The following is a 22924-nucleotide window of genomic DNA, read 5'->3' as shown; positions in this document are numbered from 1 at the left end:
TTTCTCCTATACTCTTTTTATAAAAAAGCTCTTATGAGCTGAACATTCGGGTGAAGATCAGGATCACAAGAGCTAAAACAACAATGGCACCAATCAAAACAGGTCCAAATACAGAAAATGCCGCTTTATTGAGCGCTTTAAAATCATCCTTTTCTAAAAGATCGACTTTATTCGCCTGCTTTTCTTTCTTACTGAGCATCTCCTGCATCGTTGGACGCTTATTTACCATTTAAACTCTCCAGCAAACCAGCAACGAGCCCAATGCTTAGGAGCGACCTCTTTATATGGAGGCTCTTTTTCTTTACAAATATCCTTCGCAAAAGGACAACGTGGATGGAACTTGCATCCTGAAGGCGTATTGACGTTGCTTGGGATCTCGCCCTCGATCAGCTTCATTTCGTTCCGCTTTTCTGGATCAGGGATCGGGATCGCCGAAATCAATGCCTGCGTATATGGATGCTGTGGATTGTCATAGATTTGGTTTTTATCTGCCAATTCAACGATCGTACCTAAGTACATTACACCAATACGATCAGAAATATATTTAACGACCGATAAATCATGCGAAATAAAGATATAAGAAATATTATTTTCTTCCTGCATATCTTTCATCAAGTTGATGATCTGCGACTGGATCGATACATCCAGAGCGCTGACAGGTTCATCGCAAATAATAAAGCTAGGATTGAGCGCCAACGAGCGCGCGATCCCGATTCTTTGTCTTTGTCCACCAGAGAATTGGTGTGGATATCGATAGCAATAATAACTAGGAAGTCCACATTTATCCATCAGTTTTTTTACATACTCTTCGAGTTCTGGACCACGTTTGAAAATCCCGTGCGCCAATAAAGGCTCCGCCAAAATATTGAACACGTTCATCCGTGGATTGAGCGAAGAATAAGGATCTTGGAAAATGAACTGCATTTGCTCGCGCAGCTTCCGCATCTCTTTTCTTGATTTTTTAGAAATATCTTCACCATTGAACAAGACTTCGCCCGCTGTTGGTTCATACAGCCGGATGATGGTGCGGCCTAATGTCGATTTACCGCATCCCGACTCACCAACAAGACCAAGAGTCTCTCCTTCGTACAAGTCAAAGGAAACCCCATCGACTGCTTTGACGTACGGAACTCCTTCTTTCAATTTCCCTTTTGTGAGTGGAAAGTATTTTTTGACATCGCGGACTTCAAGGATCTTTTTACGTTCTTCTGCCATTTTTATGCCTCCACTTCTACAATTTCTTCTTGAACAACTTCTTCTTGTTCATATAAAAAACACCATACACGATGACGTGAAGCGATCTTTGTCGCTTTTGGTTGTTTTTCACGGCAAATCGGCATCACATGTGGACATCGATCCGCGAAGTGACAACCTTTTGGTAAATACAAAGGATTTGGAACCGTTCCTTTGATGACAGCTAGACGCTCTCCTTCCGTAGCTAGGGAAGGCATCGAGTGCATCAAGCCGACCGTATATGGATGCTTTGGATTTTTAAACAATTCACCAACTGGCGCAGTCTCGACCACTTTTCCAGCGTACATGACATTGACATGATCAGCGACTTGCGCTACGACGCCTAGATCGTGCGTGATCAACATGATACTGGTGCCGAATTTTTCTTTCAATTGATTCATCAACGTCAAGATCTGCGCTTGGATCGTCACATCGAGCGCTGTTGTCGGTTCATCCGCAATCAGCAGCTTTGGATTACAAGAGAGCGCCATCGCGATCATGACCCGCTGACACATTCCTCCCGAAAGCTGGAATGGATAGTTGTCGATGATGCTCTCTGGTCTAGAGATACCGACTTGGCCCAAAAGATCGATCGCTCTTTTACGCGCTTCTTCTTTGCTGACACTTTCATGGATCGTAATATTTTCAATGATTTGATCCCCTACAGTAAATACGGGATTCAAAGAAGTCATCGGTTCTTGGAAGATCATCGAGATCTCGTTTCCACGCACATCCCGAAGTTGCTCGTCGGTGGCTGTCGCTAGATTCAAACCATCTTCTGGCTTATCGACATTACCCATATAAATGATCTTGGATCCAGGCATGATTTCGCCAGGTTCCGAGACAAGGCCTAAGATCGACATTGCAGTCACAGATTTACCGCAGCCCGATTCTCCGACGATCGCCAATGTCTCATTCTCATACATCGTAAAATGATTGCCATCTACGGCTTTTGAATCGCCCTTTTTCGTATGGAAATAAACGCGAAGATCTTCTACGCGCAATATTTTCTTATTAATAGACATCGAATACCCCGCTTTCTACTGCAGCTCTTTCGGGTCGAAGGCGTCACGAAGCCCTTCACCGACTAAGTTGATCGAAACAACTGTCAACAGGCACATTAAACCTGCTGGCATCCATTGCCAAGGGTAGTATTGGAAGATTCGAGCATCGCGCGCCAAGTTCATCAAATTTCCCCACGAAGGTGTAGGCGGCATGACACCCATTCCTAAGAAGGAAAGACCTGCTTCGGTAAGGACCGCACTGGCCATCTGTAAAGTCGCGTTGACGATCACAAGCGAAATCACGTTTGGAAGCAAATGCTTGAAGATCTTTGAAAAATCAGAAAGACCAAGCGCTGTACACGCTTGCATGAATTCTTGTTCGCGCAGCGTCAAGATCTGACCACGAACAAGACGGGCAAGACCAGGCCAAGACAAAAGACCGATCAAAAGCGCCACGGTATACATTTTTTGGCTTTGAGGCACCCAAACCATCGTCGCCGCTACCGCGATAATCATTGGCGTGAATGGAAGAGCATACACGATTTCAGAAAAACGCATCAATAAATTATCCGTCATTCCTCCATAATAACCAGAAATACCGCCGACAAGACATCCGAGAACGACTGTCAGCAACGCGGCAAGCAAACCTACGATGATCGAGATCCGTCCTCCTAAGAACAAACGATATAAGCAATCGCGGCCTTGATTATCGGTGCCTAGAAGATGAGCAGCGCTCGGCGCTTGGTTCGCGATCGAAGTATCATAATCGCTCACGCTGATGCCCATGACCATCGGAACGATGATCACGCTTAAAATGATCAATATGAAAATGACCAAGCCAGCCATGGCGACTCTATTCGCTTTAAATTTTCGCCACGCGATGGCCCAAGGGCCGATCGATTCAATTTTTTCTCCAGTATCGAGAACGACTGCATCTTTTTTAGCCATTCGATTCCCCCCTAACCATCAACTTTCACACGCGGATCGACAAGCGAATAACATAGATCCGACAATAAGTTTCCTAAGATCATCAAGATCGCGCTAAAGACAAGACAAGCCATGATCAGCGAAGTATCGCGCTGATTGACCGCGTCGATCAGTACTTTACCGATTCCTGGCCATACGAATACGGTCTCCAAAATAACAGCACCGCTAAATAGTGAAGGAATATACATTCCTAAAAGCGTCACAAGCGGGATCTGCGCGTTCTTGAAGGCGTGTTTATAGATCACTGTCTTCTCCTTCAAACCTTTCGCTCTCGCTGTGCGCACATAATCCATATTGATCACTTCGACCATCGAGTTACGCACGTATCTCGAGAATGTGGCGAACGAGCCAAACGCGAGCACAGTCACTGGAAGGATCGAATGGACGGCGACATCGCAAAATTCCTGCCACGCGCTTTGATATCCGAAGCTCGAAAGCATCGTATCACGCATGCCTGAAAGCGGCAATCCAAAGTTGAGCGCCACATAAAAGATCAACACTAACGCGAAAAAGAAAGTAGGGACACTGATTCCCAACAAAGAGAACACGGTCCAAAAATTATCAAAGGCGGAGCCTTTTTTGACTGCCTGCTTGATTCCCACTGGGATCGCGAAGATCAACGCGATGATCAGCGCAAGCACATTCAAATAAAATGTGTTCCAAATATAAGAGCCTATGATTTCCGATACTGGTTTACGCAATGCGACGGATGTTCCCAAATCACCTGTCGCCACGCGCCCAAGCCAGCGAACGTATTGTTCTGGCAAACTCTTATCCAATCCGAGTTTTTCGCGCACTTCCATGCGAGTTTGTTCTGAAGCCCGTGAACCAGGCCCTAGATACGTTGTAACCTCATCTCCTGGCATCGCTTTGACAACGCCAAAGATCATGATGGAAATGACCAATACGACGGGAATCATAGTCAATAAACGTTTGATCGTATATCTTAACATATATATTCCTCCTACTAATAAATGTAATATGATTATTATAATTTTCAAAATAAAATCTTTTGAAAATTATAATAAGAGCAAGTCATACAATGGCTTGCTCTTTAAATTCGTTCACTTCTATTCAACTACTGCTGTATCCAAAGCTTGAGCCCAAGAGCGTACTGGACCAGTGTCTGTAAGTTTGACATTCTTCGCATAGATGTTGAACAATTCATTTCCATAAATTGGCAAATATGGAATCAAATCGTTTTCCGTGATCATCGCTTTCTTATAGTTTTCGACAGATTTCGCTTCATCTACTGTTCCGCGACCCGCTTTCAACTCATCATCCAGTTTCTTATCTTGCAAACCAGAATAGTTGTTTGGATCGCCGCTCATCAAGTTGTAGTTCGAATCCGCGTTTTCAACACCTGTATACGATGTAGCCATGAAGAATACGTTCCAATCGCTATCGCCGCTGCCTGGTGTCACTGTATCCATCAATGTGTTGAAATCAACCGTGTTTTGTTTCAAATCGACACCGATTTCTTTCCAAGATTTTTCGATGATCGGGATCAACATTTCAAGAACGGAGTTTCCTTCGCTCAACAAGAATTTAACCGTTAATTTTTCGCCATCTTTTTCACGGATTCCATCGCCATCTGTATCTTTCCATCCAGCGTCTTCAAGAACCTTCTTCGCTTTTTCAACGTCGAAATCATATACAGCCAATCCATCGAGTTTTTCTTCGCCTGTAACGATCGAGCCTAAGTTCGCCGATACTGGGTTCCAATAAATCGTAGGTTTATAACCAAGAGGGATTTCTTTCAATTCATCCGATGCTTCTGGATACTTGAAGTAAGCGTCGATGAATTCTTGACGGTTCGTCGCGTAAGAAAGAGCTTGACGAACTGCGGCATCCTTAGTCACGCCTGCCGCGCAATTATAACCGAAGTATCCTTCAGCCGCTCTGAAGTAATGGTCAAAAGCCAAATTCTCATCCAACGAAGCTGGTCCGACGATATCGGCTTCGATCGAGTCTGGGAAGTAGTTGATATCGCCATTTTGCAGCGAAGTCAATTCTGTCGCTTCCGCGATCGTTTTAACAACGACTTGCGAGATCTTATAATCGCCTTCTCCTGTATAGTTTTCATTTTTCACAAGCGAAGCACCAGCCGCTTTATCGTAGCTGTTCAATACATAAGGACCCGAACCCATAGGCTGATCGTTTTTCGATTTGTAGTCTCCTAGATCGCCTTTTTTATATTCATATTGTGTATCGGAAATGATACCCATGCCACCAAGCGTGCTGACAGAATCGTATTGTGTGTCCATCAAGTGGAATGTCACGGTATGATCATCGACAACTTCGATTCCGCTAAATTCCGTCGCGTCGCCATCATGATATTCTTTATAACCTTCGATAAAATCGGCGTTTCCAGTGAAGCGTCCATCATAAGAAGGATCGGCGATCAACGTGAACGTGAATTTAACGTCGTTGGCATCCAAGTCCGAACCATCCGAGAATTTGATTCCTTCTTTGATCTTGAACGTGATCGTTTTTCCATCTTCAGAGATCTCAGGCATTTCTTCCGCCAAATATGGCTTCAATTCCGAATCCTTCGTATAACGAAGAAGTGGTTCATAGATCATGTCGACTACCCATCCATCATAAGCGGATTGATAGAAAATCGGTGAGAATACACCAGCTAATTCTTGCGTCGTTCCAACGATCAGCGGTTTGCTTTCGGATTTTGAATCTGAGCCGCCGTTAGAACCGCCGCCATTCGAACTGCTGCACCCTGCAAGGCTCAACAACATCGCAGCCGATGTCAACCCTGCAAATAGTTTTCGAGAGTTCATTCTTTTCTCCTCCTAATAAACTTCTACGACTCTAAGTCTGATGTTTAAATTTTAGCACATGAAAGAAGCTTTTCAAGAATATTTTACGTTTTTTCAAATACATGTAAGGCTTTTCAATCATCCCTATATTCACTCTTAACAAAAGTGTGTATACTAAAAACATGAATCAAATTCAAAAAATCAAAGGCCACCTTTCTACGATCAACGCCCATAAAATCAAAGTCATGGAACTTTGTTTCAAGTGCGGACTCTATAAACAAGGCCTTCTGCACGATCTGAGCAAATATACGCCCATCGAATTAAAAACAGGCTTTCAATACTATCAAGGCTATCGTTCGCCGATCAATGCCCAAAAAGAAATAGAAAGCTATTCTATGTCATGGCTCCACCACAAAGGAAGGAACCCACATCATTGGGAGTATTGGATCGATAATGGAGAACATGGCGTCAAAGCCGTCAAGATGCCAAACCGCTACGTGTATGAGATGTTTTGCGATCGGGTAGCCGCGAGCATGGTCTATGAAAAAGAAAAGTACACTGATTCCAGTGCACTTACTTATTATATGAATGGAAGAGACCATATCTTGATCCATCCCGAAACTGATTGTCAGATCTTATATTTATTATGTTATTTATCGGAAAACGGGCTAGAAAAGACGTGCCAATACATCCGTTCCTTGCCTAAATGATCATTCGACCGTCACACTTTTCGCTAGATTTCGAGGCTGATCCACATTGCAGCCTTTTTCTTTAGCGCTCCAAAGAGCGAATTGCTGCAACAAGATCGTCGCTGGCAAGCACGCCAAATACGGATGAATATCCGGGATCTCGATCTGGTGCGCGATCTTATCCGAATGCACGCCTTTCGCTTTGATCAAGATCACATTCGCGCCCCGAGCAATCGTCTCTTCAATATTCGAGATCGTCTTGCTCGCGACATCCTTTTGGGTCGCCAAAGCGATCACGACCGTCCCCTCTTCGATCAGCGCGATCGGACCGTGCTTCAATTCTCCTGCATAATACGCATCCGCGTGCACGTAAGAAATTTCTTTCAGCTTCAACGCGCCCTCGAGCACAGAAACATAATCTAGCTGCCGTCCAATAAAATACGCATCGTGCTGTTCTTTTAAAAATGAAGCATACTCCTTCATTTGCTCTTCCATGCCTAGCATCGATTCAATCGTTTCTGGAAGCGCCTTTACATCATGCAACAGCTGATCATAACCATTCACTTCAACTTTTGCCAGTTCAGCAAGCTTGAGCATGATACACGCAAGAAGGGTAAGCTGCGTCGTATACGCTTTGGTGCTCGCGACCGCAATCTCAGGTCCTGCGCACGTATATAATGTCGTATCCGCGATACGTGAGATCGAAGAATCGAGCACATTACAAACCGCGATCGTTTTCGCATTCTTTTTCTTGCAAGCCTTCAAAGCCGCCAATGTATCCGCCGTCTCGCCGGATTGAGAAACGAATAAACAAAGACTATGCTCGTCGACAGGATAATTTCCATATCGAAATTCACTCGCTGGCACGCATTGGATCGGAATCGAAAGCCATTCTCTTCCTAAATATTGGGCATATAAAGAAGCATGATACGCCGTTCCGCAAGCGATCATATAGATCGCATGAATATCCTCCATCGCCAAATCATCGAGTTCTGGCATGAGGATATGATCTTCGATCCGAGAACGGAGCGTTTCTTTGATCACAAAAGGCTGCTCCGCGATCTCTTTTTCCATGAACGTCTCGTAGCCGTTCTTTTGAGCCGCTTCTAGATCGTAAGGAACAAAAACAGGCTGAACATCCACTTTATTTCCTTCTTGGTCTAGCACTTGGATCTTTCCTGGCTTTAGGATCGCCATTTGCTGATCTTCTAAAGCGATGATCTCTTTAGTGTAGGCGATCAAAGCCGGAATATCACTCGCGCAAAAAGCGGCCGTGTCCGTTTTTCCTAAGATCATGGGACTTTCTTTTTTTGCGACATAGATCGTATCCGGTTCATCGAGCGTCGTTACGCACAACGCATAGCTTCCCTCTAAATAGCTCGTCACTTTCTTGAGCGCTTTGATCATGTCCCCATCATAATAGTAATCGAGAAGGTGCACGATCACCTCGCTATCTGTCTGGGAATGGAACGTATACTCCTGCATTTCCAATCCTTCTTTGATCGATTGATAGTTTTCGATGATCCCATTGTGAACGATCGAAATCGTATTATCGGCATTGATATGCGGATGCGAATTCAAATGCGATGGGATCCCATGCGTCGCCCACCGAGTATGTCCGATCCCTGCTTGCTGCAAATACATCTCTTTATTCAATTCTTCTTTAAGAGCCTCTAGTTTTCCTTTCGCTTTTTTCGTGATGATCCCCTCTGGATCCACTAAAGAAACGCCTGCCGAATCATACCCGCGATATTCTAATTTCTCTAAACCTTGCAATAGAAAAGGAAGGGCAGGCTCCTGCCCCGTAAATGCTGTAATTCCACACATGTTCTGATCCTCCATTTAATTATTGATGATGTATGTTCATGGAGGATACTCGATGGCTCTGTTCACGCCTCACGACATGTTTTTGTCCATCTACTTAGACTGTATCAAGCCTCCAGATCACCCGCCGAATCTTTCGAAAAATCTGGTCCTCGTCAACTGATCGCTCAGTCCTGGCGCTATCGTTTTCGCTCTCCATGATTCTTCCATTTAACTAGACCCTATTCAAGATGTCAACAAAAAATCGAGACAATCTCATTCGTTTGTCTCGATCAAATGCAGTATTTCTAAGATCCTCGTCAGATCTTGATCGTTTTCAAAATGGATCTGAATCGTCTGATTGGAGATCTTCACCGAAGTTTGGAACATCTCCTCCATTTGCTTTTTCGCTTCTATCAAAAATAAATTCGCCTCTGGCTTCTCGACAGGCGTTTTTTCCTTTTTTTGACCGTTATCCTTGACAAGCTGTTCGACTTTCCGAACCGAGAGGCCTTGATCGATCGCCATTTTCGCGATCTGACGCATTTTCATCTCGTCCTTCAAAGAAAGAAGCGCCCGAATATGCCCCATCGAAAGTTCTTTATTGATCGCATAATCTTGCACATCTTCCGGAAGCTTTAAAAGACGCAGCAAATTCGTGATATGCTCTCTCGATTTGCCCACTCTTTTGGCAAGCTGCTCTTGCGTATAACCAAGCTTCTGGATCAGCTGCTCATACGCTCTTGCTTCTTCGATCACATTCAGATCTTCCCGCTGGATGTTTTCCAATAAAGCGATCTCCATCATTTCTTGATCATTGAAAGGAACGACGATTGCCGGGATCGTTTCCAATCCCGCTAGCTTGCTTGCTCTAAGCCGCCTTTCTCCAGCAATCAGATCATAGCCGGCGATGCTTTTCTTCACCAAGATCGGCGTAAAGACCCCATGCTGCTGGATCGAATCTTTCAATTCTTCTAAAGCCATTGGATCAAAGACCTTTCGAGGCTGATATGGGTTGGGCCGGATCTCCTCAAGGCGGATCTGTAGTTGCTCTTGGGCTTCTGTTTCCACATCGCCATTTTGGATATCGTCAAGCACCTTGCTGACATCAGCCCCAAAGATCGAATTGATCCCTTTTCCTAAGCGTGCTGTTTTATTTGCCATATCATCGACCTCCATTTCTTTGAATGATCTCCTCACAAAGCTCTTTGTAAGCTTCCGCTCCTTTCGAACGCTTATCGTATTCAAAAATCGAAAGTCCGCGGCTTGGCGCCTCGGAAAGCTTCACATTACGCGGAATCGAGTTCTCATAGACGAGCTTGCCAAACGTTTGTCGTACTTCTTGAGAAACTTCGACACTCAAACGCGTGCGAATATCCGACATCGTCATCAAGATTCCCTCGATCTTCAAGTCCGGATTGCTTGTTTGCTGCACGATCCGGATCGTGATCAAGAGCTGAGTAACTCCCTCTAAGGCGTAATATTCACATTGAACAGGGATCAGGACACTATCGGCCGCGGTCAAAGCGTTCGTGTTGAGCAAGCCTAAAGAAGGAGGGCAGTCGATCAAAATATAATCATATCGATCCCGCAAAGGATCCAAAGCCTCTTTAAGAAGCCGCTCTTTTCCATGACCAATCTTATCCATCATCAAATCGGCGCCAGCTAAAGAAATGTTGGCTGGCAAAATATCGACACCACTCTCCTCGATATGGATGAGCGCCTTTTCGATCGGAAATTTTTCCATCAAGACCGAATACACAGTTGGCTGACCTTCACCTTTTAGAGCCGATAATCCTTGCGAAGCGTTTCCTTGCATATCAAAGTCGACGAGCAGGACTTTCCGATTCGCATAAGCGAGTCCAGTCGCTACATTGATCGCGGTCGTCGTCTTGCCCACGCCCCCTTTTTGATTCGATATCGCTATGATCTTCCCCATTTATTGTTCCTCCAGTGGCTTCTTTTTGATCTGCCCATACGCTCTAGGATATTTGATTGGCGTGGCCTGTACTTTTTGAAAATAAAAATTGATCCGAGTCGCATCTTCCTCGATCGTCGTCTTTTCTTCCTTGATCAGCTTGACATGCAAGAGCGAGAGCGCTTTTTTAGCCTGCTTCAGCTCTTGATCTCCATTTTTTCCTTTTAAAGCGACAAAGATCCCATCGACCTTCAATAAAGGAATGCATAACTCTAATAAAATCGAAAGCTTGGCGACCGCTCGAGCCGAGACGATCGAAAATAGAGCCCGATGTTCTTTGGCATACTCTTCCGCCCGCACGTTCATTACCGAAATATTTTCCAGCTTCAATTGAGAAACGACTTCCTCTAAAAAGCGGCATCGCTTCTGAAGTGGTTCGATCAGCGTCATTTCGCAATCAGGATAGACGATCTTGACCGGAATTCCTGGAAAACCCGCTCCGCTGCCCACATCGCAAAAACTCGAAAGATCCAAGCCAATAAAAGGCAAGATCGAATCATAAAAATGTTTTTCCCAAACTTCTTCGTCCTTGACGATCGCAGTCAAATTCATCTTTTCATTCCATTCTTGAAGAAGACGCATATATGTTTGAAACTGCGTGATCTGCTTTTCAGACAGCGAGATCCCGCGGCTTGAGAGTGCTTGTATAAATTGTTCTTGTGTCATGATTGCCTCCGTGTCGTTTATTATAACACATATTTGGGGATATGATTTTCATAGGAACAGGAAAATATGATAAGATAAAGCTATGAAAAAATTAAAGAATTGGAAATCGTATGTATTTGTCTTGGCAGCCGGGATCCTCGTAGGCGTTTTTCTCTTTTTTGGGGTCGCGAATTGGAATATAAAACAAAGCGAACCACAAGTAAGCCAAACGACGGTTTTAGAACAACTAAGATCCGCTTCGGATTTGATCACCACGAAATATCATTACGCCAAAGTTGGCCGTTATGAAAATTCATTGGAAATCAATAATTGGTCGATTCCTCTCACGAACAAGTATTTTATTTTGACTTATGAAGGAGAAGTCAATCTTGGCGTCGATCTCGATCAAGCGGATATTCAAGTCACACAAAACAAAATCAAGATCGCTTTACCACCTGTTGAAGTGCTTACGAATACGATCGATGAAAAAAGCATAGAAGTCTACAACGAATCTAAAAATGTCTTTAATCAAATCAGCATCAACGACTATAAAGAGTTCGCCATCCAGCAAAAAAAGCTCGTCGATGAAGAACTCAAAGAAAAACAAATCTATCAAGTCGCTGAAGAGAACACGATCAATTCGATCACGAAGCTTCTTCAGATCGCGGATGGCATCAAAGACCAATACGATATCGAAGTCACATTTAAAAATTAGCTCAGATCACTGAGCTTTTTTTAATAGCGAATTGATCAAATGAACGATCCTTTCCGTATTCTTTCCGTCAAAATCGACAATATAACGATTCCGAAACGATTGAAGCTTTTCATGATCATACGTATGAAGATTTTGGATCGCTGCGCAAATCTCCTCTTCAGTTTTACAGATCGGCCCAGGAAATTCTTTCTCATACGCGATATTCAATCCAATCGTCTTTTTATACATCTCAAGATCGGGCACGAAAGAAAGCATCGGCTTGTTCAAGAGCGAGTAATCAAAAAACACGCTCGAATAATCGGAAATCAGACAATCGCTTACTTCCATTAACGTATACAAATCTTCCGCATTGACATCGATCGCTTTCTTGGAAGAGAGCTGCACATCCCCTAATAAAGGATGAAACTTATATAAAAGAAGCGTATTCTCTTTCAAAGCTGGATCGATCTTGGACATATTCAACGATTCGATCTGGAAACCATCAATGATATTGCCCCGAAATGTAGGAGCGTATAAAATCAAACGCTTTCCTTTTGTCTGCGGATATTTTTCGTAAAAAGCATCTCGATTTGCTTTTCGAACACTTTGATCGTAAAGATCATCGATCCTCGGCATTCCTGTCGGATAGACTTGTTCAGGAAAAACACCAAACGCTTCGGCAAAACATTCCTTCCAATAGGGGGCGCTGCAAATCACTGCGTCATAGTTTCGGATCTTATATTGACGTTTGATCTGATTGCCAAACTTTTTAACCGCTCCTGGCGCATGCCAGATCTGAAGCACCTTCGTCTGTTTAGGCTTCATCACTGAAATCACAAAATTATTGTCGTTAAGAATGACTAAAGCAGAACGTTTATATTCAACAAGTTGCTTTAAACAATTAAAAAAATAAGCGATCTGTCCCCATATATTCTGCTTGAATACGATCAAATTATAACGAAGATCATAACGATGCTCCTTCTCGAGCGCTTTTGACAATCTAAGAAAATCACCTGAAAGCACATCGCTCGTCAATGAGACAAATGTGATCCGATTCCATTTTGGATGCAGAAAAAATGTACAAGCGTTCACGATCGAAAGGGCGATTTTTAAAACAAGTTTGCTCAAACCCATATCGATCACTCCATTCGATCTTTCGCTAAAACATCCAACACACGCTTCGAAGCTTCTCCATCTTCCCGATTATTGAAGAGGGCATTAAACGCGCTTAAACGTTCTTGATCGAATTCTTCCTTCTTCAGCGCTTCTAGAAGATCTTGCTCTTTTTCATAGATCTTTCCTGGAAGATCTTTATAAATGTCTAAATAAAAGCCTCTTAAATTGTTCGCATATTGTTCCTTGTCATACATATAAAAATAAATAGGGCGCTTCAAGATCGCATAATCGAAAAAGACGCTCGAATAATCGGTCACGAGACGATCCGCCACGATATATAATTCACTAATTTCCGCTTCGGCTGGGATCGAATATAAAAAACCTTTTAACGAAGGATCTTGATCAAAACGATTGATGATCAAGTAATGCGGCTTGAACAAGACGATCGTATCTTCTCCTAGCACTTCTTTCCACTTTTTAAAATCCGCCTGCAGCTCAAACGTATAGCCCGCTGCCACGAAGGAATCGTCCCTCCATGTTGGAGCGTATAAAACGATCTTCTTATCCAAAGGCAAGTTGTATTTTTTCTTGATCCTTAGAACATCGTCTTCTGTATAGTTGCTTAAAAAATCATTCCGCGGATAGCCCGTTTCGATCAAACGTTGCCGATCGATCCCAAAAGCGCTTTGGAATACTTCTGTACAAAACGTGTTCGGAGAGATCATATAATTATAACGAGCCACATCGATATCATAACTTCCTGTCATTTCTTCAAAATTCATGCCCGAACGATAAAATGTCGTATTTTCGGCGACATCAATATCATGTCCCAGCTTCTTTAATGGAGTTCCATGCCAAGTCTGCAAATAAATCTGATCTGGCTTTTTTGAAATATAGGAAGGCATCTTACAATTGATGACCCAAAATTTCGCTCTCGACAAATAGTAAAAATAAGGAATCGAGAAATACTCTACGACTTTGGCCCCAGGAATAACAATGTTCTTTTTCTTTTTATGCTTGATGTACCAAATAAATCGATACCCTTGAAAGCGTGGATCGTTTCGCATCGCTTCATAGATCGCTTTGGGATTGTCCAAATACCCTCGGCCATGAAATGAAATGAAAATGACGAGCTTGGGATCGATCGGGATCCATTTGTAGGTGCACCGATATGCGAAACGGATCCATGCGCCAGCGATTCTTTTTAATTTTTGCAGTAATTTCATCCTCTTCCCTCATATTCTTTTTGTCAATCGATCGACGAAACGATCATAGCCGCATTTAACCTTCATTTCATCGATCGCCAAAGCGATCATATACGTCACGAGTGTAAAAACGAGTAAATTCAAGCCCGCATCATAAAATCCATAGCTGAACTCTTTGAAAAACGTCGTTCTTACAAGGGTATGTGTTAAAAACATGCTCATCGAACGCTTTCCTAATTCCACACCGATTTTAAAATCGGGAATGAAAAGAACAATAAAACTGATGATATAGCTTACGATCAGACCATCTTTCAAGCCAATCGGAATATTCGGAACCGATCGAAAATAAAAACAAAGAATGCATCCAAACCCCATCAGCGCTCCAAAGAGCCACTTGGAATGAGGACTTTGCTCTATTTTCCTATGGAAATAGTCCACGAAATGATATCGCGCAAAAAGCATTCCGAAGCTAAACGCAGGCAAATAGCGGACATATTCAAGATCTTTGACCGGCTCGATCCATTGGATCAGCACGATGATCGCCATATAGAGCCAAACCCTTTGATCAAACAAGCGAAATAGGATTGGAAATGTGAATATCACAAGCGAAATCAAAGAAATATACCACCAAGTCCCTAAATAGGTGGGGGTATGAAAAAGGTGCGCCAATCCAAACATGTCGATCAAAAAATAACCGAGACTATCTAATGAAGTGCCATAGATCTTTCTCCAACGCATCGTTGGATAGAAGATAAGCTGAACAAGCCAAAAAATAAAGAAAAAAGAGAAGATCAACTTGATATAGCGTTTGATCGAATACAATGCGAGCGCATGTTCTCCTTGTTTCTTTTGAGCGCTCAAATACATCCCATATCCCGATAAAAACATGAACATCGCCACACAAATCTTCATGAATACCGCCACTTTATTGACAAATTCCTCTCCTAGAAAAAAATAAATAGGAAATCCTTCATAACGAGAGGGGTCTAAATAAAAGTGATGAATATACATAAAGAGGATCGCGAATCCTTTGACTAGATCCGTTTTTCGACGCGTAAAAAGCGAACTCATACAATTTTCAGCTCTTTAAGCTGTTCATCGATCCGGTCGATATTCCTTCCATCCACAAAAGAGTTGATCGTTAAATATCGATCTACATATTCAGGGGTCCGATAGAAAGCGAGGTCGATCTTTTGATCATGGATCCCTTGATCTAAAAGCTTCTTCAATGTTTCAAGATCATACACACGATGGCCGATGTATTCATCATCCTCCGGGATCAGATCTCCATTTTCTGCCTCATATAAAGCTAGATCTGGCTGAAAGAACACGACACCGCCTCCTTGATAAAAGCTGTTGTAGCAAACCGAAGAATAATCTGTGATCAAGAGCTTCGATTTAGAGAGCGCTTCCGATATTTCTCGATCCCAAACATTTTGCGCGAAATCCGTATTCTGCATTAAATGCGCGATCTTTGGATGCGGGATGATCATGATCTTTTCTTTCGGTAATTTTTCTAACAAAGCTTCATAGATTGCTTTTGTATTTTGATAATATGAAGTCTGATCGAAATCGGTCATAAATTCTTCATAGGGCTTCCATGTAAGCATGACGGTCACAAGATCATCGCTGTTTTGATCCATGCTCTCCCATTTCAAATTCGAAAAAACAGGCAAGCCTGTCACAAGGAGCTGCTCTTCTTTTAAACCGAGCATATCAGATACGATATCTTTTTCTTTTTCGCTGCCGACCACCATCAAATTTGGTGTCGCTTCTTTCCCGGAAACAAATGGCGAATTGACGCCATGCCGTTTTAAATACGTCACCCCGTGCTGTAGGAAAATAAACTTCTTCTCAAATGTGCTCTTTCGAAAATATTTATTGTTGGAACGAACGATATTGATATGAATCGGCGCTTCCGTCGCGATAAAATGATCGGAAGCAAACAAAAGCCAATAGTATTTCCAGCTCCACTTTTTGACTACGTTTTTTTCATTCTTGATTTTTTCATAATCGCTCGATGTAGGATCGATGATAAAATAATTGTTTGAAGTTGTATTGTCGCGCGCCTTTAAAAACAAATCAAAAGCGCCTTCCTCGGATTTCGAGGCGAATTTTTCATAAAACAAATTCACCGGTTTTTGGCTCCAAGCCCGCTTCCATTTTCCTAGATGATACATCGCCCAATCGATGAGAGGATTTTCTTTGATTCGAAAATCGAGCTTCTTTTCTATTTCTTCCATCGGCCGACGGATAAAGGCGAGATTGCCTGCCCGGGTCTTACGTAAATGAAGCGCCCAGCCTTTATAATAGAGCGATTGGAACGGCACATAGTTTCTCCGATCTCCATTCTTGCGTAAATATCCGCATCCTACTGGATGCAAGAGCTCATGGCCCTCTACACACCAATCGCTCATGATGTTGCAGTTGATGATCGCATTCGGATATAAAAGCTTGTCCATCTTAAAAAACACCGTTTGCGAAGGCTTCCATAAAAAAGTGTACTTTGGGATCTTTTTCAATGATTTTTGAAGCTCCACCTCTTGTTTGTTGTTTTCATCGACCATGATGGAGCAAGAGGTGCTTGGCAAATTGAACGGATCATAAATATACCCTTTGATCTTGATCTTTAGACCTCTTCGAGTTAGACGTTGAGAAGTCGAGAACACATACGGTCGCCCCATTTTTTGATAAAGGATTTCTGCGCTTCCGCATCCGACATGGATATATTTTTGTCCGCAATACACAAGGACGAGCTTTTCATTCCACATTTGCTGAAACAAGATACAATGCGTGTCCTTTTGCCGATTGACACTCATTTTCGTCGTGATCGTGCATGTTTCCTCATCAAAATCATTTAAATCAAAAACCAGCGTATCTTCTTGGCTGTGGCGGGCGCGGATCTTTTCGATCGTTAATTCATCTTGGTCGATATATATACGTAATTCACTCATGGTCCGCCTCTTTCAATGTATCCTTGATCTGTGTCGTTGAGATTCCTTCAGTCCTAGGTAGGTAGACGACTTCACAATACCTTTTCAAATCGTCGAACTTTCCTTTCCAATCGTCGCCCATCACAAAAACATCCACATCGTGTTCTTGAATATCTTTCACTTTTTGATCCCAGCTCGTCTCCGGGATCACTTCGTCCACATAACGGATCGCTTTCACGATCTCCATGCGGTTCTTATCGCTAATTTGACAATGTTTGCCTTTGATTTTATTGAATTCATCAGAACTGACGCCCACGATCAAATAATCGCCGAGCTCCTTGGCGCGCTTCAATATATTCAAATGGCCGATATGGAACAAATCAAATGTTCCATATGTGATTACTTTTTTCATATCTTTCACCGACCTTTAAGAAAAAAGGGATCTCATCCCTTGATTTTTTGCCATAATGTCTTCTTTGGCGGGCTTGGAAGAAGTCGTTTTTCGAATTTTTCGTCCAAGACTTTTTGTTTTTCTTTTCCCTTGAGGGCGTTCAAAGAATCCACGTATTCAGAATATTCGGAAGCGACGGTCTCGACATCTCCATACGCTTTCAGTTCGCCACCTTCGATCCACATGCCTTTCGTGCAGAAATTTCGCACTTGATCTAAAGAATGAGAGATAAAAAAGATCGTCTTTCCTTGATCGTTCCTCAACTGCATCATTCTATCCATGCACTTTTTCGCGAAGCCTTTATCGCCGACCGACAACGCTTCATCGACAATGAATATATCGGGATCGAGCGCTAACGAGATCGAAAAACCAAGACGGGATTTCATTCCGCTAGAATACTTTTTGACAGGCTGATATAAGAAATCGCCAAGCTCCGAGAAATTGATCACATCTTCTGTGATCGCTTCGATCTGTTTTTTCTTCAGACCCATCAAAGCCCCTTTGACTTTGATGTTTTCTAGACCGGTCAGCTGCATATTGAGTCCTGTATTGATGGCGATCAAAGCTTGTTCGCCATGGATCTTGATCTCGCCTGAATCGATATCGGATATTCCAGACAACAACAAAGAAAGAGTCGACTTTCCTGATCCGTTCGTTCCCAAGATCCCGACCACATCGCCTTTTTCGACTTTAAAGGAGACATCCTTCAAAGCATAGAAACGTTTATTGGCCTTTTTATGCTGATTGTTTTTGTTTCGCAATGCGTAGATCTTTGAAATATGATCCGCTTCTACCGCGTATTGTTTTGAGGTTTGCTTTTCTTTGCTCATACGCACTCTCCTAGATCAGATCGATCAATTTTTTCTTGAATTTAAACATCAAGAAGCATCCTAGACTAAACGCGACAAGACAAAAGAGCCAAAAGTACAAGCCAAGAGCTGGATGGGCCCAAAACGGTTTTTGATAAAGGATCGACTCCCGATAGCCTTCGATCACATAATAGATCGGATTGAGCTTCATCATTTTATTCAAGATCGTATGGAAAGGAACGCTGCTCGCGAACCGGCAATTCCAGATTACTGGCGAAAAATAAAACAGCATCCGCGTCAAGGATGTGACAAGCTTTTTGATGTCTCGCCAAAGCATCGTCAACACTGAAAGAATCAACCCGATCGATTCAACGAGCACGAATGCGCAAAACGCATAATAAATCAAATTCAGCCAATACCAGTTTGGATAATAACCAAAGATCAAAAGCGCGGTGAAAGCGATCAAAAGCATGCAAATATGATTGAAGAACTCTTTGCAGACGACTGTCGCCGGTAAGATCGAAACGGGAAATTTCATCTTCGTAATGACGTTGATCTTCGAGTAGATCGCCGAACAGCCTTGCGTGATACTTGGTTGGATGAACCACCACGCGGCATACCCCACGATCAGCCAGATCAAATAGGGCACTTCGATCCCATTGACTTTCATCGGTTTCCGGTTCCAGGCGACACCAAAGATCAGCCAATATGTAAATACTTGTATTGCAGGAGATAAAAAATTCCAAACGATCCCAAATTTAGAATCTCGCATTTCCGAGAGCAGCTCATATTTTGAGATGCTGTAGATGCGATAGAGATTGGAAAAATTCTCCTTTAGGACATACCAAATACTTTTGAGCATACACAACTCCTTATTCTGTTCTATTATACCTGTTTTTAAACACAAAAAAATCTGCGGTGCGCAGATTTCTTCTTATTCTTCGTCTAAATTTGCACTCGAAGCTTCTTCATCCATCTCGTCGTCTTGATCATCATCGATCGCGATCGTCGATGTATCCGTTACACTTTCAGAATATGTATGGCGTGAACGTAAATCCCATTGATTCCCCGTCATATTCAAAAAACGCCCATCCATAGAAAGGTCTGTATACAGCTGAGCGATATTATCCTCCGCTTGACTTGGGGTGAAACCCATTCGTTCGCTGACTTGCTTCCACAAATCAACAAATGGAATAGCCCCTTTCTGTTCTGACAAAACTTGATAAGCTGTTTCAATCATTGATTTACTCATAACGTCATTTCTCCTTTAATCAAAATTACATCGATTCTACGGCTTCTACACCGATCAGATCGAGAGCGTTTGCCAAAACGATTTTCGTCGCTTTGACAAGCGCTAATCTTTGAGCGCTCAATTCTTTGTTGTTTGGATCGATCACCTTGCATGCATTATAGAAACTATGGAACTTAGATGCAAGCGATTGAATATAATGCGTCATTTTATGGACTTGCCGGCTCTTCGCCACATCACGGATCACCTTGTTGTATTCTTCCAAAGTCTTCATCAAGTCGATCTCTTTTTCATGAACAAGCTGATCATAGACTTCAGGCTCTTGCCAATCCGGCGCCTGCTTTAAGATCGAACACATTCTCGCATGGGCATATTGTGCGTAGTAAACCGGGTTTTCATTGGATTTTTTCGTAGCGAGCTCTACATCAAAATCTAGATGGGAATCCAATGCGCGCTGTACGAAAAAGTAACGAGCCGCGTCCACCCCGACACGTTGACACAATTCTGTGATCGTCGTGGCGTTGCCTAAACGCTTCGACATTTTCATTTCTTCCCCGTTGCTGACTAGGCGCACCATTTGAATGATATCGACATGGAGCTTTTCTGGATCGTTGCCTAAAGCGGACATGCTCGCTTTTAAGCGCGGAATATAGCCATGATGATCGGCGCCAAAGAAATCGACGAGTTCATCAAAGCCCCGTTCGTATTTATTGTTGTGATAGGCGATATCGGGTACAAGATAAGTCAATGAGCCATCGCTCTTTCGAAGAACACGGTCTTTATCGTCACCAAAATCGGTCGAACGGAACCAAAGAGCCCCTTCTTTTTCATACGTGTAGCCTTGTTCGACAAGCTTTAAGATCGCCTGCTCGACCGCTCCATCGTCTCTAAGCTTTTGTTCGCTGCTCCAGACATCGAAATGGACACGATATTCATCGAGATCTTTCTTGATTTTATCGAGTTCGAAATCCACGCCGACTTTTCTAAAGAACGCCAAGTTTTCTTCACTTGCATCCAAATAGCGATCCCCATACTTGCGTGCGAGCTCTTTTCCTTTTTCTTCGATATCGCTGCCTAAATATCCATCGGCCCCGATCTCTTTAGGGATCCCGAGCGCTTGATTATAGCGCGCGTATAAGGATTGGGCAAGATTCGCGATCTGGTTGCCGGCATCGTTGACATAGTATTCCCGAGTGACATCATAGCCCGCTTTTTTCATGATCCTTGCGCAAGCATCTCCCCAGGCTGCCCCGCGAGCGTGTCCTAAATGAAGCGAACCTGTCGGGTTGGCGCTGACATATTCTAAATTGATACGAACATCTTGCTTAGGCTGATTTCCATATTGTTCGCCTCGTTTTAAAATATCGTGCACGACTTGGGCGAATGAATTTTTTTCCAAACAAAGATTTAAAAAACCAGGTCCCGCGATCTCGATTTTTTCAATGCCATAGGTTTCTTGATCGACATTTTGAACGATTTCTTGGGCGATCAAGCGCGGATTTTTCCGCAAGATCTTTGTCAACTGCATTGCCGCGTTGCTTGAAAAATCGCCATGCTCTTTATTTTTAGGGATCTCGATCTGGATCTCTTTTACGTCGAGTTCTAGATCAAACGCTTTTTTGATCGCCTTCTGCAGCGCCTCTTTGAGTTGAACATCTATTGTTTGCATACTTCATCGCTCCTTTTTGTGTATTCCAATCGAAAGTGAAACGTCTCTTCTTCGCCATGGATCGATAATGTGTAGGCGAATTCGATCGCATCCTTCATGACTTGGAGAAATCGCGTTTTCACTTGGACGTCGATCCTTCCATAGACTGTTTCGATCCATCCATTTTTTTCTTCGTTTTCATCAAATTCCAAGTGGACAGCCATGTCGGTTTTATGATCCATCACATAGCGCGGCTCTTCAAATGCATAATGAAACGTCCTGGATCGATCTTGAAAAGAAATCTTCCAATTTCCATTTTCCTCTATGATCATTTCGCCATTCCCCTGAAACACGATCTCATCATTCTTAAGATTCTTTAAAACAATCACGTGTGTCATAGCGAATGTATATTAACATGATTGACATTTTTTTCAATAAGAAGAACCGATTTTCCTAGGATTCTTCAGAAATTTTTTGCCAATAAAAGTACTTGCACGTCTTCGTCTCCATTCCTAGAAGCGCCTTGACGATTTCTGATTTCGCGGAAAGTGGCCAGATCTTGCCGCAAACGTCGAGTACATGGATCTCCTCTTCCTTTTTTCTTTCTGTATAAGGAAGATACATATCTTCTAAAAGTCTTTCTTCATGCGTATAGATAGATAGCGGGATCTTTCTTCGCGTCAGTTTTTCTTGGATCGAATTGATCATTTCTTGTTTTGGCTCTCGCACCCAATCGAATAAACGCCGATTCATGATCCGATTGGCTAGATCGCTCAAATAAGGATCTCGATCTTCTTGAAGATCGTGCACGATCGTATAAAAACGATAGTCGTCGAGCTTAAAAAAAGTGCGCGGATCGATCGGTCGATAAAATGCCTCGAGCGCTTCGATCCTTCTTTTTGAACGGATTGCTTCGTAGCGTTCGAACAATTTTAAGATTAAAATATCATAGCTTTTCGCATCGGGATGTAAATACACTTGCCAATACATTTCATAGCGAGCCATGATGTAATCTTCGATCGAATGCACGCCGCTTTCTTTGACGCAAAGCAATCCATCTTCGACACGTAGAGTTCGTAAGATCCGCTCAAGATCAAATTTTCCATAACTCGTTCCTGTCGCGTACGAATCACGAAGCAAGTAATCCATCCGATCCGCATCGAGCTGAGAACACAATACTTGAGATAAGATCTTTTTAGGATGACGCCTTTCTAAAATAGAAACGATCTGATCGGGCAGATCTTGATCATATTGAACAAGAAGCTTGTGGATCCCGGTAGAGGGATCGAGCAAGATCTCTTTTCCCATCGTTTCGTGATGTTTATGAGTGATCCTCTCAAACAAATGGGAGAAAGGACCATGGCCAATATCATGGACCAAGCTTGCCGCCATCAACACGATCTTTTCCTGTTCGCTGACTTCTTGAACAAGGCTTGGTATTTCAGAAAGCATCCTTCTTACGATCTCGTAAACGCCTAGGGAGTGTGAAAAACGAGAATGCTCGGCTGTATGATATACTTGAAAATTTCCTCCCAGCTGATGGATGCGGCGCAACCGCTGCATTTCTGGGGTATCGATGATCTTCCACAACAGGGCGTATTCAATATGAATATAGCTATGGATCGGATCACGCATCACTTTGATTTCTTCGAGTCGATCTGTGATTTTCATATTCTCGTTCCTTTCACTAAAATACACAAAATAAG

23 protein-coding genes are annotated in these 22924 nt (G+C 42.9%); 2 read left to right on the top strand and 21 right to left on the bottom strand.

Annotated elements, in window-relative coordinates; genetic code table 11:
- Nucleotides 1-31: 31 nt before the first annotated feature.
- From BO225_RS01955 to BO225_RS01930, 6 genes are all read right to left on the bottom strand, one after another.
- Nucleotides 32-229: a hypothetical protein gene (locus BO225_RS01955; RefSeq protein ID WP_076340597.1), complete on the bottom strand. Its 198-nt coding sequence runs from the start codon at nucleotides 227-229 to the stop codon at nucleotides 32-34.
- On the bottom strand, nucleotides 223-1215 hold the full coding sequence (locus tag BO225_RS01950; RefSeq protein WP_076340596.1) for an ABC transporter ATP-binding protein: 993 nt from the start codon (nucleotides 1213-1215) through the stop codon (nucleotides 223-225). Before BO225_RS01950 ends, BO225_RS01955 begins: the two co-directional genes overlap by 7 nt.
- Before the next feature lie 2 nt (nucleotides 1216-1217).
- Nucleotides 1218-2258 carry an ABC transporter ATP-binding protein gene (locus BO225_RS01945; RefSeq protein WP_076340595.1) on the bottom strand — a complete coding sequence of 347 codons (1041 nt, stop codon included), beginning with the start codon at nucleotides 2256-2258 and terminating at the stop codon, nucleotides 1218-1220.
- A 15-nt stretch (nucleotides 2259-2273) separates the two neighbouring features.
- Complete coding sequence (gene opp4C, locus BO225_RS01940; RefSeq protein WP_076340594.1) at nucleotides 2274-3185, bottom strand: oligopeptide ABC transporter permease; 912 nt, start codon at nucleotides 3183-3185, stop codon at nucleotides 2274-2276.
- An 11-nt stretch (nucleotides 3186-3196) separates the two neighbouring features.
- On the bottom strand, nucleotides 3197-4177 hold the full coding sequence (locus BO225_RS01935; protein WP_076340593.1) for an ABC transporter permease: 981 nt from the start codon (nucleotides 4175-4177) through the stop codon (nucleotides 3197-3199).
- A 117-nt stretch (nucleotides 4178-4294) separates the two neighbouring features.
- Entirely contained in the window at nucleotides 4295-6019 is a 1725-nt protein-coding gene (locus tag BO225_RS01930) for an ABC transporter substrate-binding protein (RefSeq protein WP_076340592.1), read from the bottom strand.
- Between the two features lie 161 nt (nucleotides 6020-6180).
- Here BO225_RS01930 and BO225_RS01925 point away from each other — a divergent pair, with 161 nt between their 5' ends.
- Nucleotides 6181-6708 carry a DUF5662 family protein gene (locus BO225_RS01925; RefSeq protein ID WP_419185467.1) on the top strand — a complete coding sequence of 176 codons (528 nt, stop codon included), beginning with the start codon at nucleotides 6181-6183 and terminating at the stop codon, nucleotides 6706-6708.
- Here BO225_RS01925 and glmS read toward each other — a convergent pair whose 3' ends face one another.
- The 4 genes from glmS to rsmG form a co-directional block, all read right to left on the bottom strand.
- Nucleotides 6709-8514, bottom strand: coding sequence for a glutamine--fructose-6-phosphate transaminase (isomerizing) (gene glmS, locus BO225_RS01920; protein WP_076340591.1), 1806 nt, complete (start codon nucleotides 8512-8514; stop codon nucleotides 6709-6711).
- Nucleotides 8515-8766: 252 nt separating this feature from the next.
- A complete protein-coding gene (locus BO225_RS01915) occupies nucleotides 8767-9654 on the bottom strand; it encodes a ParB/RepB/Spo0J family partition protein (RefSeq protein ID WP_076340706.1) in 888 nt (295 codons plus the stop codon).
- Between the two features lies 1 nt (nucleotide 9655).
- Nucleotides 9656-10429 (bottom strand): ParA family protein, encoded by a 774-nt coding sequence (locus BO225_RS01910; RefSeq protein WP_076340590.1) that lies wholly within the window; start codon nucleotides 10427-10429, stop codon nucleotides 9656-9658.
- Entirely contained in the window at nucleotides 10430-11134 is a 705-nt protein-coding gene (gene rsmG / locus BO225_RS01905; RefSeq protein ID WP_076340589.1) for a 16S rRNA (guanine(527)-N(7))-methyltransferase RsmG, read from the bottom strand.
- Nucleotides 11135-11216: 82 nt separating this feature from the next.
- Here rsmG and BO225_RS01900 point away from each other — a divergent pair, with 82 nt between their 5' ends.
- Entirely contained in the window at nucleotides 11217-11828 is a 612-nt protein-coding gene (locus tag BO225_RS01900) for a DUF4230 domain-containing protein (RefSeq protein ID WP_076340588.1), read from the top strand.
- 6 nt (nucleotides 11829-11834) lie between these two features.
- Here the strand turns inward: BO225_RS01900 and BO225_RS01895 are convergent, their stop codons facing one another.
- The 11 genes from BO225_RS01895 to BO225_RS01845 form a co-directional block, all read right to left on the bottom strand.
- Complete coding sequence (locus tag BO225_RS01895; protein WP_076340587.1) at nucleotides 11835-12941, bottom strand: CDP-glycerol glycerophosphotransferase family protein; 1107 nt, start codon at nucleotides 12939-12941, stop codon at nucleotides 11835-11837.
- Between the two features lie 5 nt (nucleotides 12942-12946).
- Nucleotides 12947-14149 carry a CDP-glycerol glycerophosphotransferase family protein gene (locus BO225_RS01890; protein WP_198936079.1) on the bottom strand — a complete coding sequence of 401 codons (1203 nt, stop codon included), beginning with the start codon at nucleotides 14147-14149 and terminating at the stop codon, nucleotides 12947-12949.
- 9 nt (nucleotides 14150-14158) lie between these two features.
- Complete coding sequence (locus BO225_RS01885) at nucleotides 14159-15199, bottom strand: acyltransferase family protein (protein ID WP_076340586.1); 1041 nt, start codon at nucleotides 15197-15199, stop codon at nucleotides 14159-14161.
- Nucleotides 15196-17082, bottom strand: coding sequence for a CDP-glycerol glycerophosphotransferase family protein (locus BO225_RS01880; protein WP_076340585.1), 1887 nt, complete (start codon nucleotides 17080-17082; stop codon nucleotides 15196-15198). Before BO225_RS01880 ends, BO225_RS01885 begins: the two co-directional genes overlap by 4 nt.
- A complete protein-coding gene (gene tagD / locus BO225_RS01875) occupies nucleotides 17075-17473 on the bottom strand; it encodes a glycerol-3-phosphate cytidylyltransferase (protein WP_076340584.1) in 399 nt (132 codons plus the stop codon). Before tagD ends, BO225_RS01880 begins: the two co-directional genes overlap by 8 nt.
- 32 nt (nucleotides 17474-17505) lie before the next feature.
- Nucleotides 17506-18342, bottom strand: coding sequence for an ABC transporter ATP-binding protein (locus BO225_RS01870; protein ID WP_076340583.1), 837 nt, complete (start codon nucleotides 18340-18342; stop codon nucleotides 17506-17508).
- 10 nt (nucleotides 18343-18352) lie between these two features.
- On the bottom strand, nucleotides 18353-19183 hold the full coding sequence (locus tag BO225_RS01865; RefSeq protein WP_076340582.1) for an ABC transporter permease: 831 nt from the start codon (nucleotides 19181-19183) through the stop codon (nucleotides 18353-18355).
- A 72-nt stretch (nucleotides 19184-19255) separates the two neighbouring features.
- Nucleotides 19256-19573, bottom strand: a complete 318-nt coding sequence (gene rpoE, locus BO225_RS01860; protein ID WP_076340581.1) for a DNA-directed RNA polymerase subunit delta — start codon at nucleotides 19571-19573, stop codon at nucleotides 19256-19258.
- A 25-nt stretch (nucleotides 19574-19598) separates the two neighbouring features.
- On the bottom strand, nucleotides 19599-21239 hold the full coding sequence (argS, locus tag BO225_RS01855; protein ID WP_076340580.1) for an arginine--tRNA ligase: 1641 nt from the start codon (nucleotides 21237-21239) through the stop codon (nucleotides 19599-19601).
- Nucleotides 21227-21616 (bottom strand): DUF1934 family protein, encoded by a 390-nt coding sequence (locus BO225_RS01850; RefSeq protein WP_076340579.1) that lies wholly within the window; start codon nucleotides 21614-21616, stop codon nucleotides 21227-21229. Before BO225_RS01850 ends, argS begins: the two co-directional genes overlap by 13 nt.
- A 55-nt stretch (nucleotides 21617-21671) precedes the next feature.
- Entirely contained in the window at nucleotides 21672-22889 is a 1218-nt protein-coding gene (locus BO225_RS01845; RefSeq protein ID WP_076340578.1) for an HD domain-containing protein, read from the bottom strand.
- Nucleotides 22890-22924: the final 35 nt, after the last annotated feature.

It is taken from the genome of Dubosiella newyorkensis, assembly GCF_001945605.1.
Classification (GTDB): Bacteria; Bacillota_I; Bacilli_A; order Erysipelotrichales; family Erysipelotrichaceae; genus Dubosiella; species Dubosiella newyorkensis.
This window is presented reverse-complemented; position numbering and strand designations above follow the sequence as displayed.

Excerpts from the sequence above, each read along its gene's own strand:
- BO225_RS01930 (WP_076340592.1), bottom strand. The coding sequence starts at position 6,019 with ATGAACTCTCGAAAACTATTTGCAGGGTTGACATCGGCTGCGATGTTG.
- rsmG (WP_076340589.1), bottom strand. The coding sequence starts at position 11,134 with ATGACACAAGAACAATTTATACAAGCACTCTCAAGCCGCGGGATCTCG.
- BO225_RS01845 (WP_076340578.1), bottom strand. The coding sequence starts at position 22,889 with ATGAAAATCACAGATCGACTCGAAGAAATCAAAGTGATGCGTGATCCG.
- rpoE (WP_076340581.1), bottom strand. The coding sequence starts at position 19,573 with ATGAGTAAATCAATGATTGAAACAGCTTATCAAGTTTTGTCAGAACAG.
- BO225_RS01910 (WP_076340590.1), bottom strand. The coding sequence starts at position 10,429 with ATGGGGAAGATCATAGCGATATCGAATCAAAAAGGGGGCGTGGGCAAG.
- BO225_RS01950 (WP_076340596.1), bottom strand. The coding sequence starts at position 1,215 with ATGGCAGAAGAACGTAAAAAGATCCTTGAAGTCCGCGATGTCAAAAAA.
- BO225_RS01945 (WP_076340595.1), bottom strand. The coding sequence starts at position 2,258 with ATGTCTATTAATAAGAAAATATTGCGCGTAGAAGATCTTCGCGTTTAT.
- BO225_RS01870 (WP_076340583.1), bottom strand. The coding sequence starts at position 18,342 with ATGAGCAAAGAAAAGCAAACCTCAAAACAATACGCGGTAGAAGCGGAT.
- BO225_RS01925 (WP_419185467.1), top strand. The coding sequence starts at position 6,181 with ATGAATCAAATTCAAAAAATCAAAGGCCACCTTTCTACGATCAACGCC.
- BO225_RS01955 (WP_076340597.1), bottom strand. The coding sequence starts at position 229 with ATGGTAAATAAGCGTCCAACGATGCAGGAGATGCTCAGTAAGAAAGAA.
- BO225_RS01865 (WP_076340582.1), bottom strand. The coding sequence starts at position 19,183 with ATGCTCAAAAGTATTTGGTATGTCCTAAAGGAGAATTTTTCCAATCTC.
- BO225_RS01890 (WP_198936079.1), bottom strand. The coding sequence starts at position 14,149 with ATGAAATTACTGCAAAAATTAAAAAGAATCGCTGGCGCATGGATCCGT.
- BO225_RS01915 (WP_076340706.1), bottom strand. The coding sequence starts at position 9,654 with ATGGCAAATAAAACAGCACGCTTAGGAAAAGGGATCAATTCGATCTTT.
- argS (WP_076340580.1), bottom strand. The coding sequence starts at position 21,239 with ATGCAAACAATAGATGTTCAACTCAAAGAGGCGCTGCAGAAGGCGATC.
- opp4C (WP_076340594.1), bottom strand. The coding sequence starts at position 3,185 with ATGGCTAAAAAAGATGCAGTCGTTCTCGATACTGGAGAAAAAATTGAA.
- BO225_RS01895 (WP_076340587.1), bottom strand. The coding sequence starts at position 12,941 with ATGGGTTTGAGCAAACTTGTTTTAAAAATCGCCCTTTCGATCGTGAAC.
- glmS (WP_076340591.1), bottom strand. The coding sequence starts at position 8,514 with ATGTGTGGAATTACAGCATTTACGGGGCAGGAGCCTGCCCTTCCTTTT.
- BO225_RS01880 (WP_076340585.1), bottom strand. The coding sequence starts at position 17,082 with ATGAGTGAATTACGTATATATATCGACCAAGATGAATTAACGATCGAA.
- BO225_RS01900 (WP_076340588.1), top strand. The coding sequence starts at position 11,217 with ATGAAAAAATTAAAGAATTGGAAATCGTATGTATTTGTCTTGGCAGCC.
- BO225_RS01850 (WP_076340579.1), bottom strand. The coding sequence starts at position 21,616 with ATGACACACGTGATTGTTTTAAAGAATCTTAAGAATGATGAGATCGTG.
- tagD (WP_076340584.1), bottom strand. The coding sequence starts at position 17,473 with ATGAAAAAAGTAATCACATATGGAACATTTGATTTGTTCCATATCGGC.
- BO225_RS01935 (WP_076340593.1), bottom strand. The coding sequence starts at position 4,177 with ATGTTAAGATATACGATCAAACGTTTATTGACTATGATTCCCGTCGTA.
- BO225_RS01885 (WP_076340586.1), bottom strand. The coding sequence starts at position 15,199 with ATGAGTTCGCTTTTTACGCGTCGAAAAACGGATCTAGTCAAAGGATTC.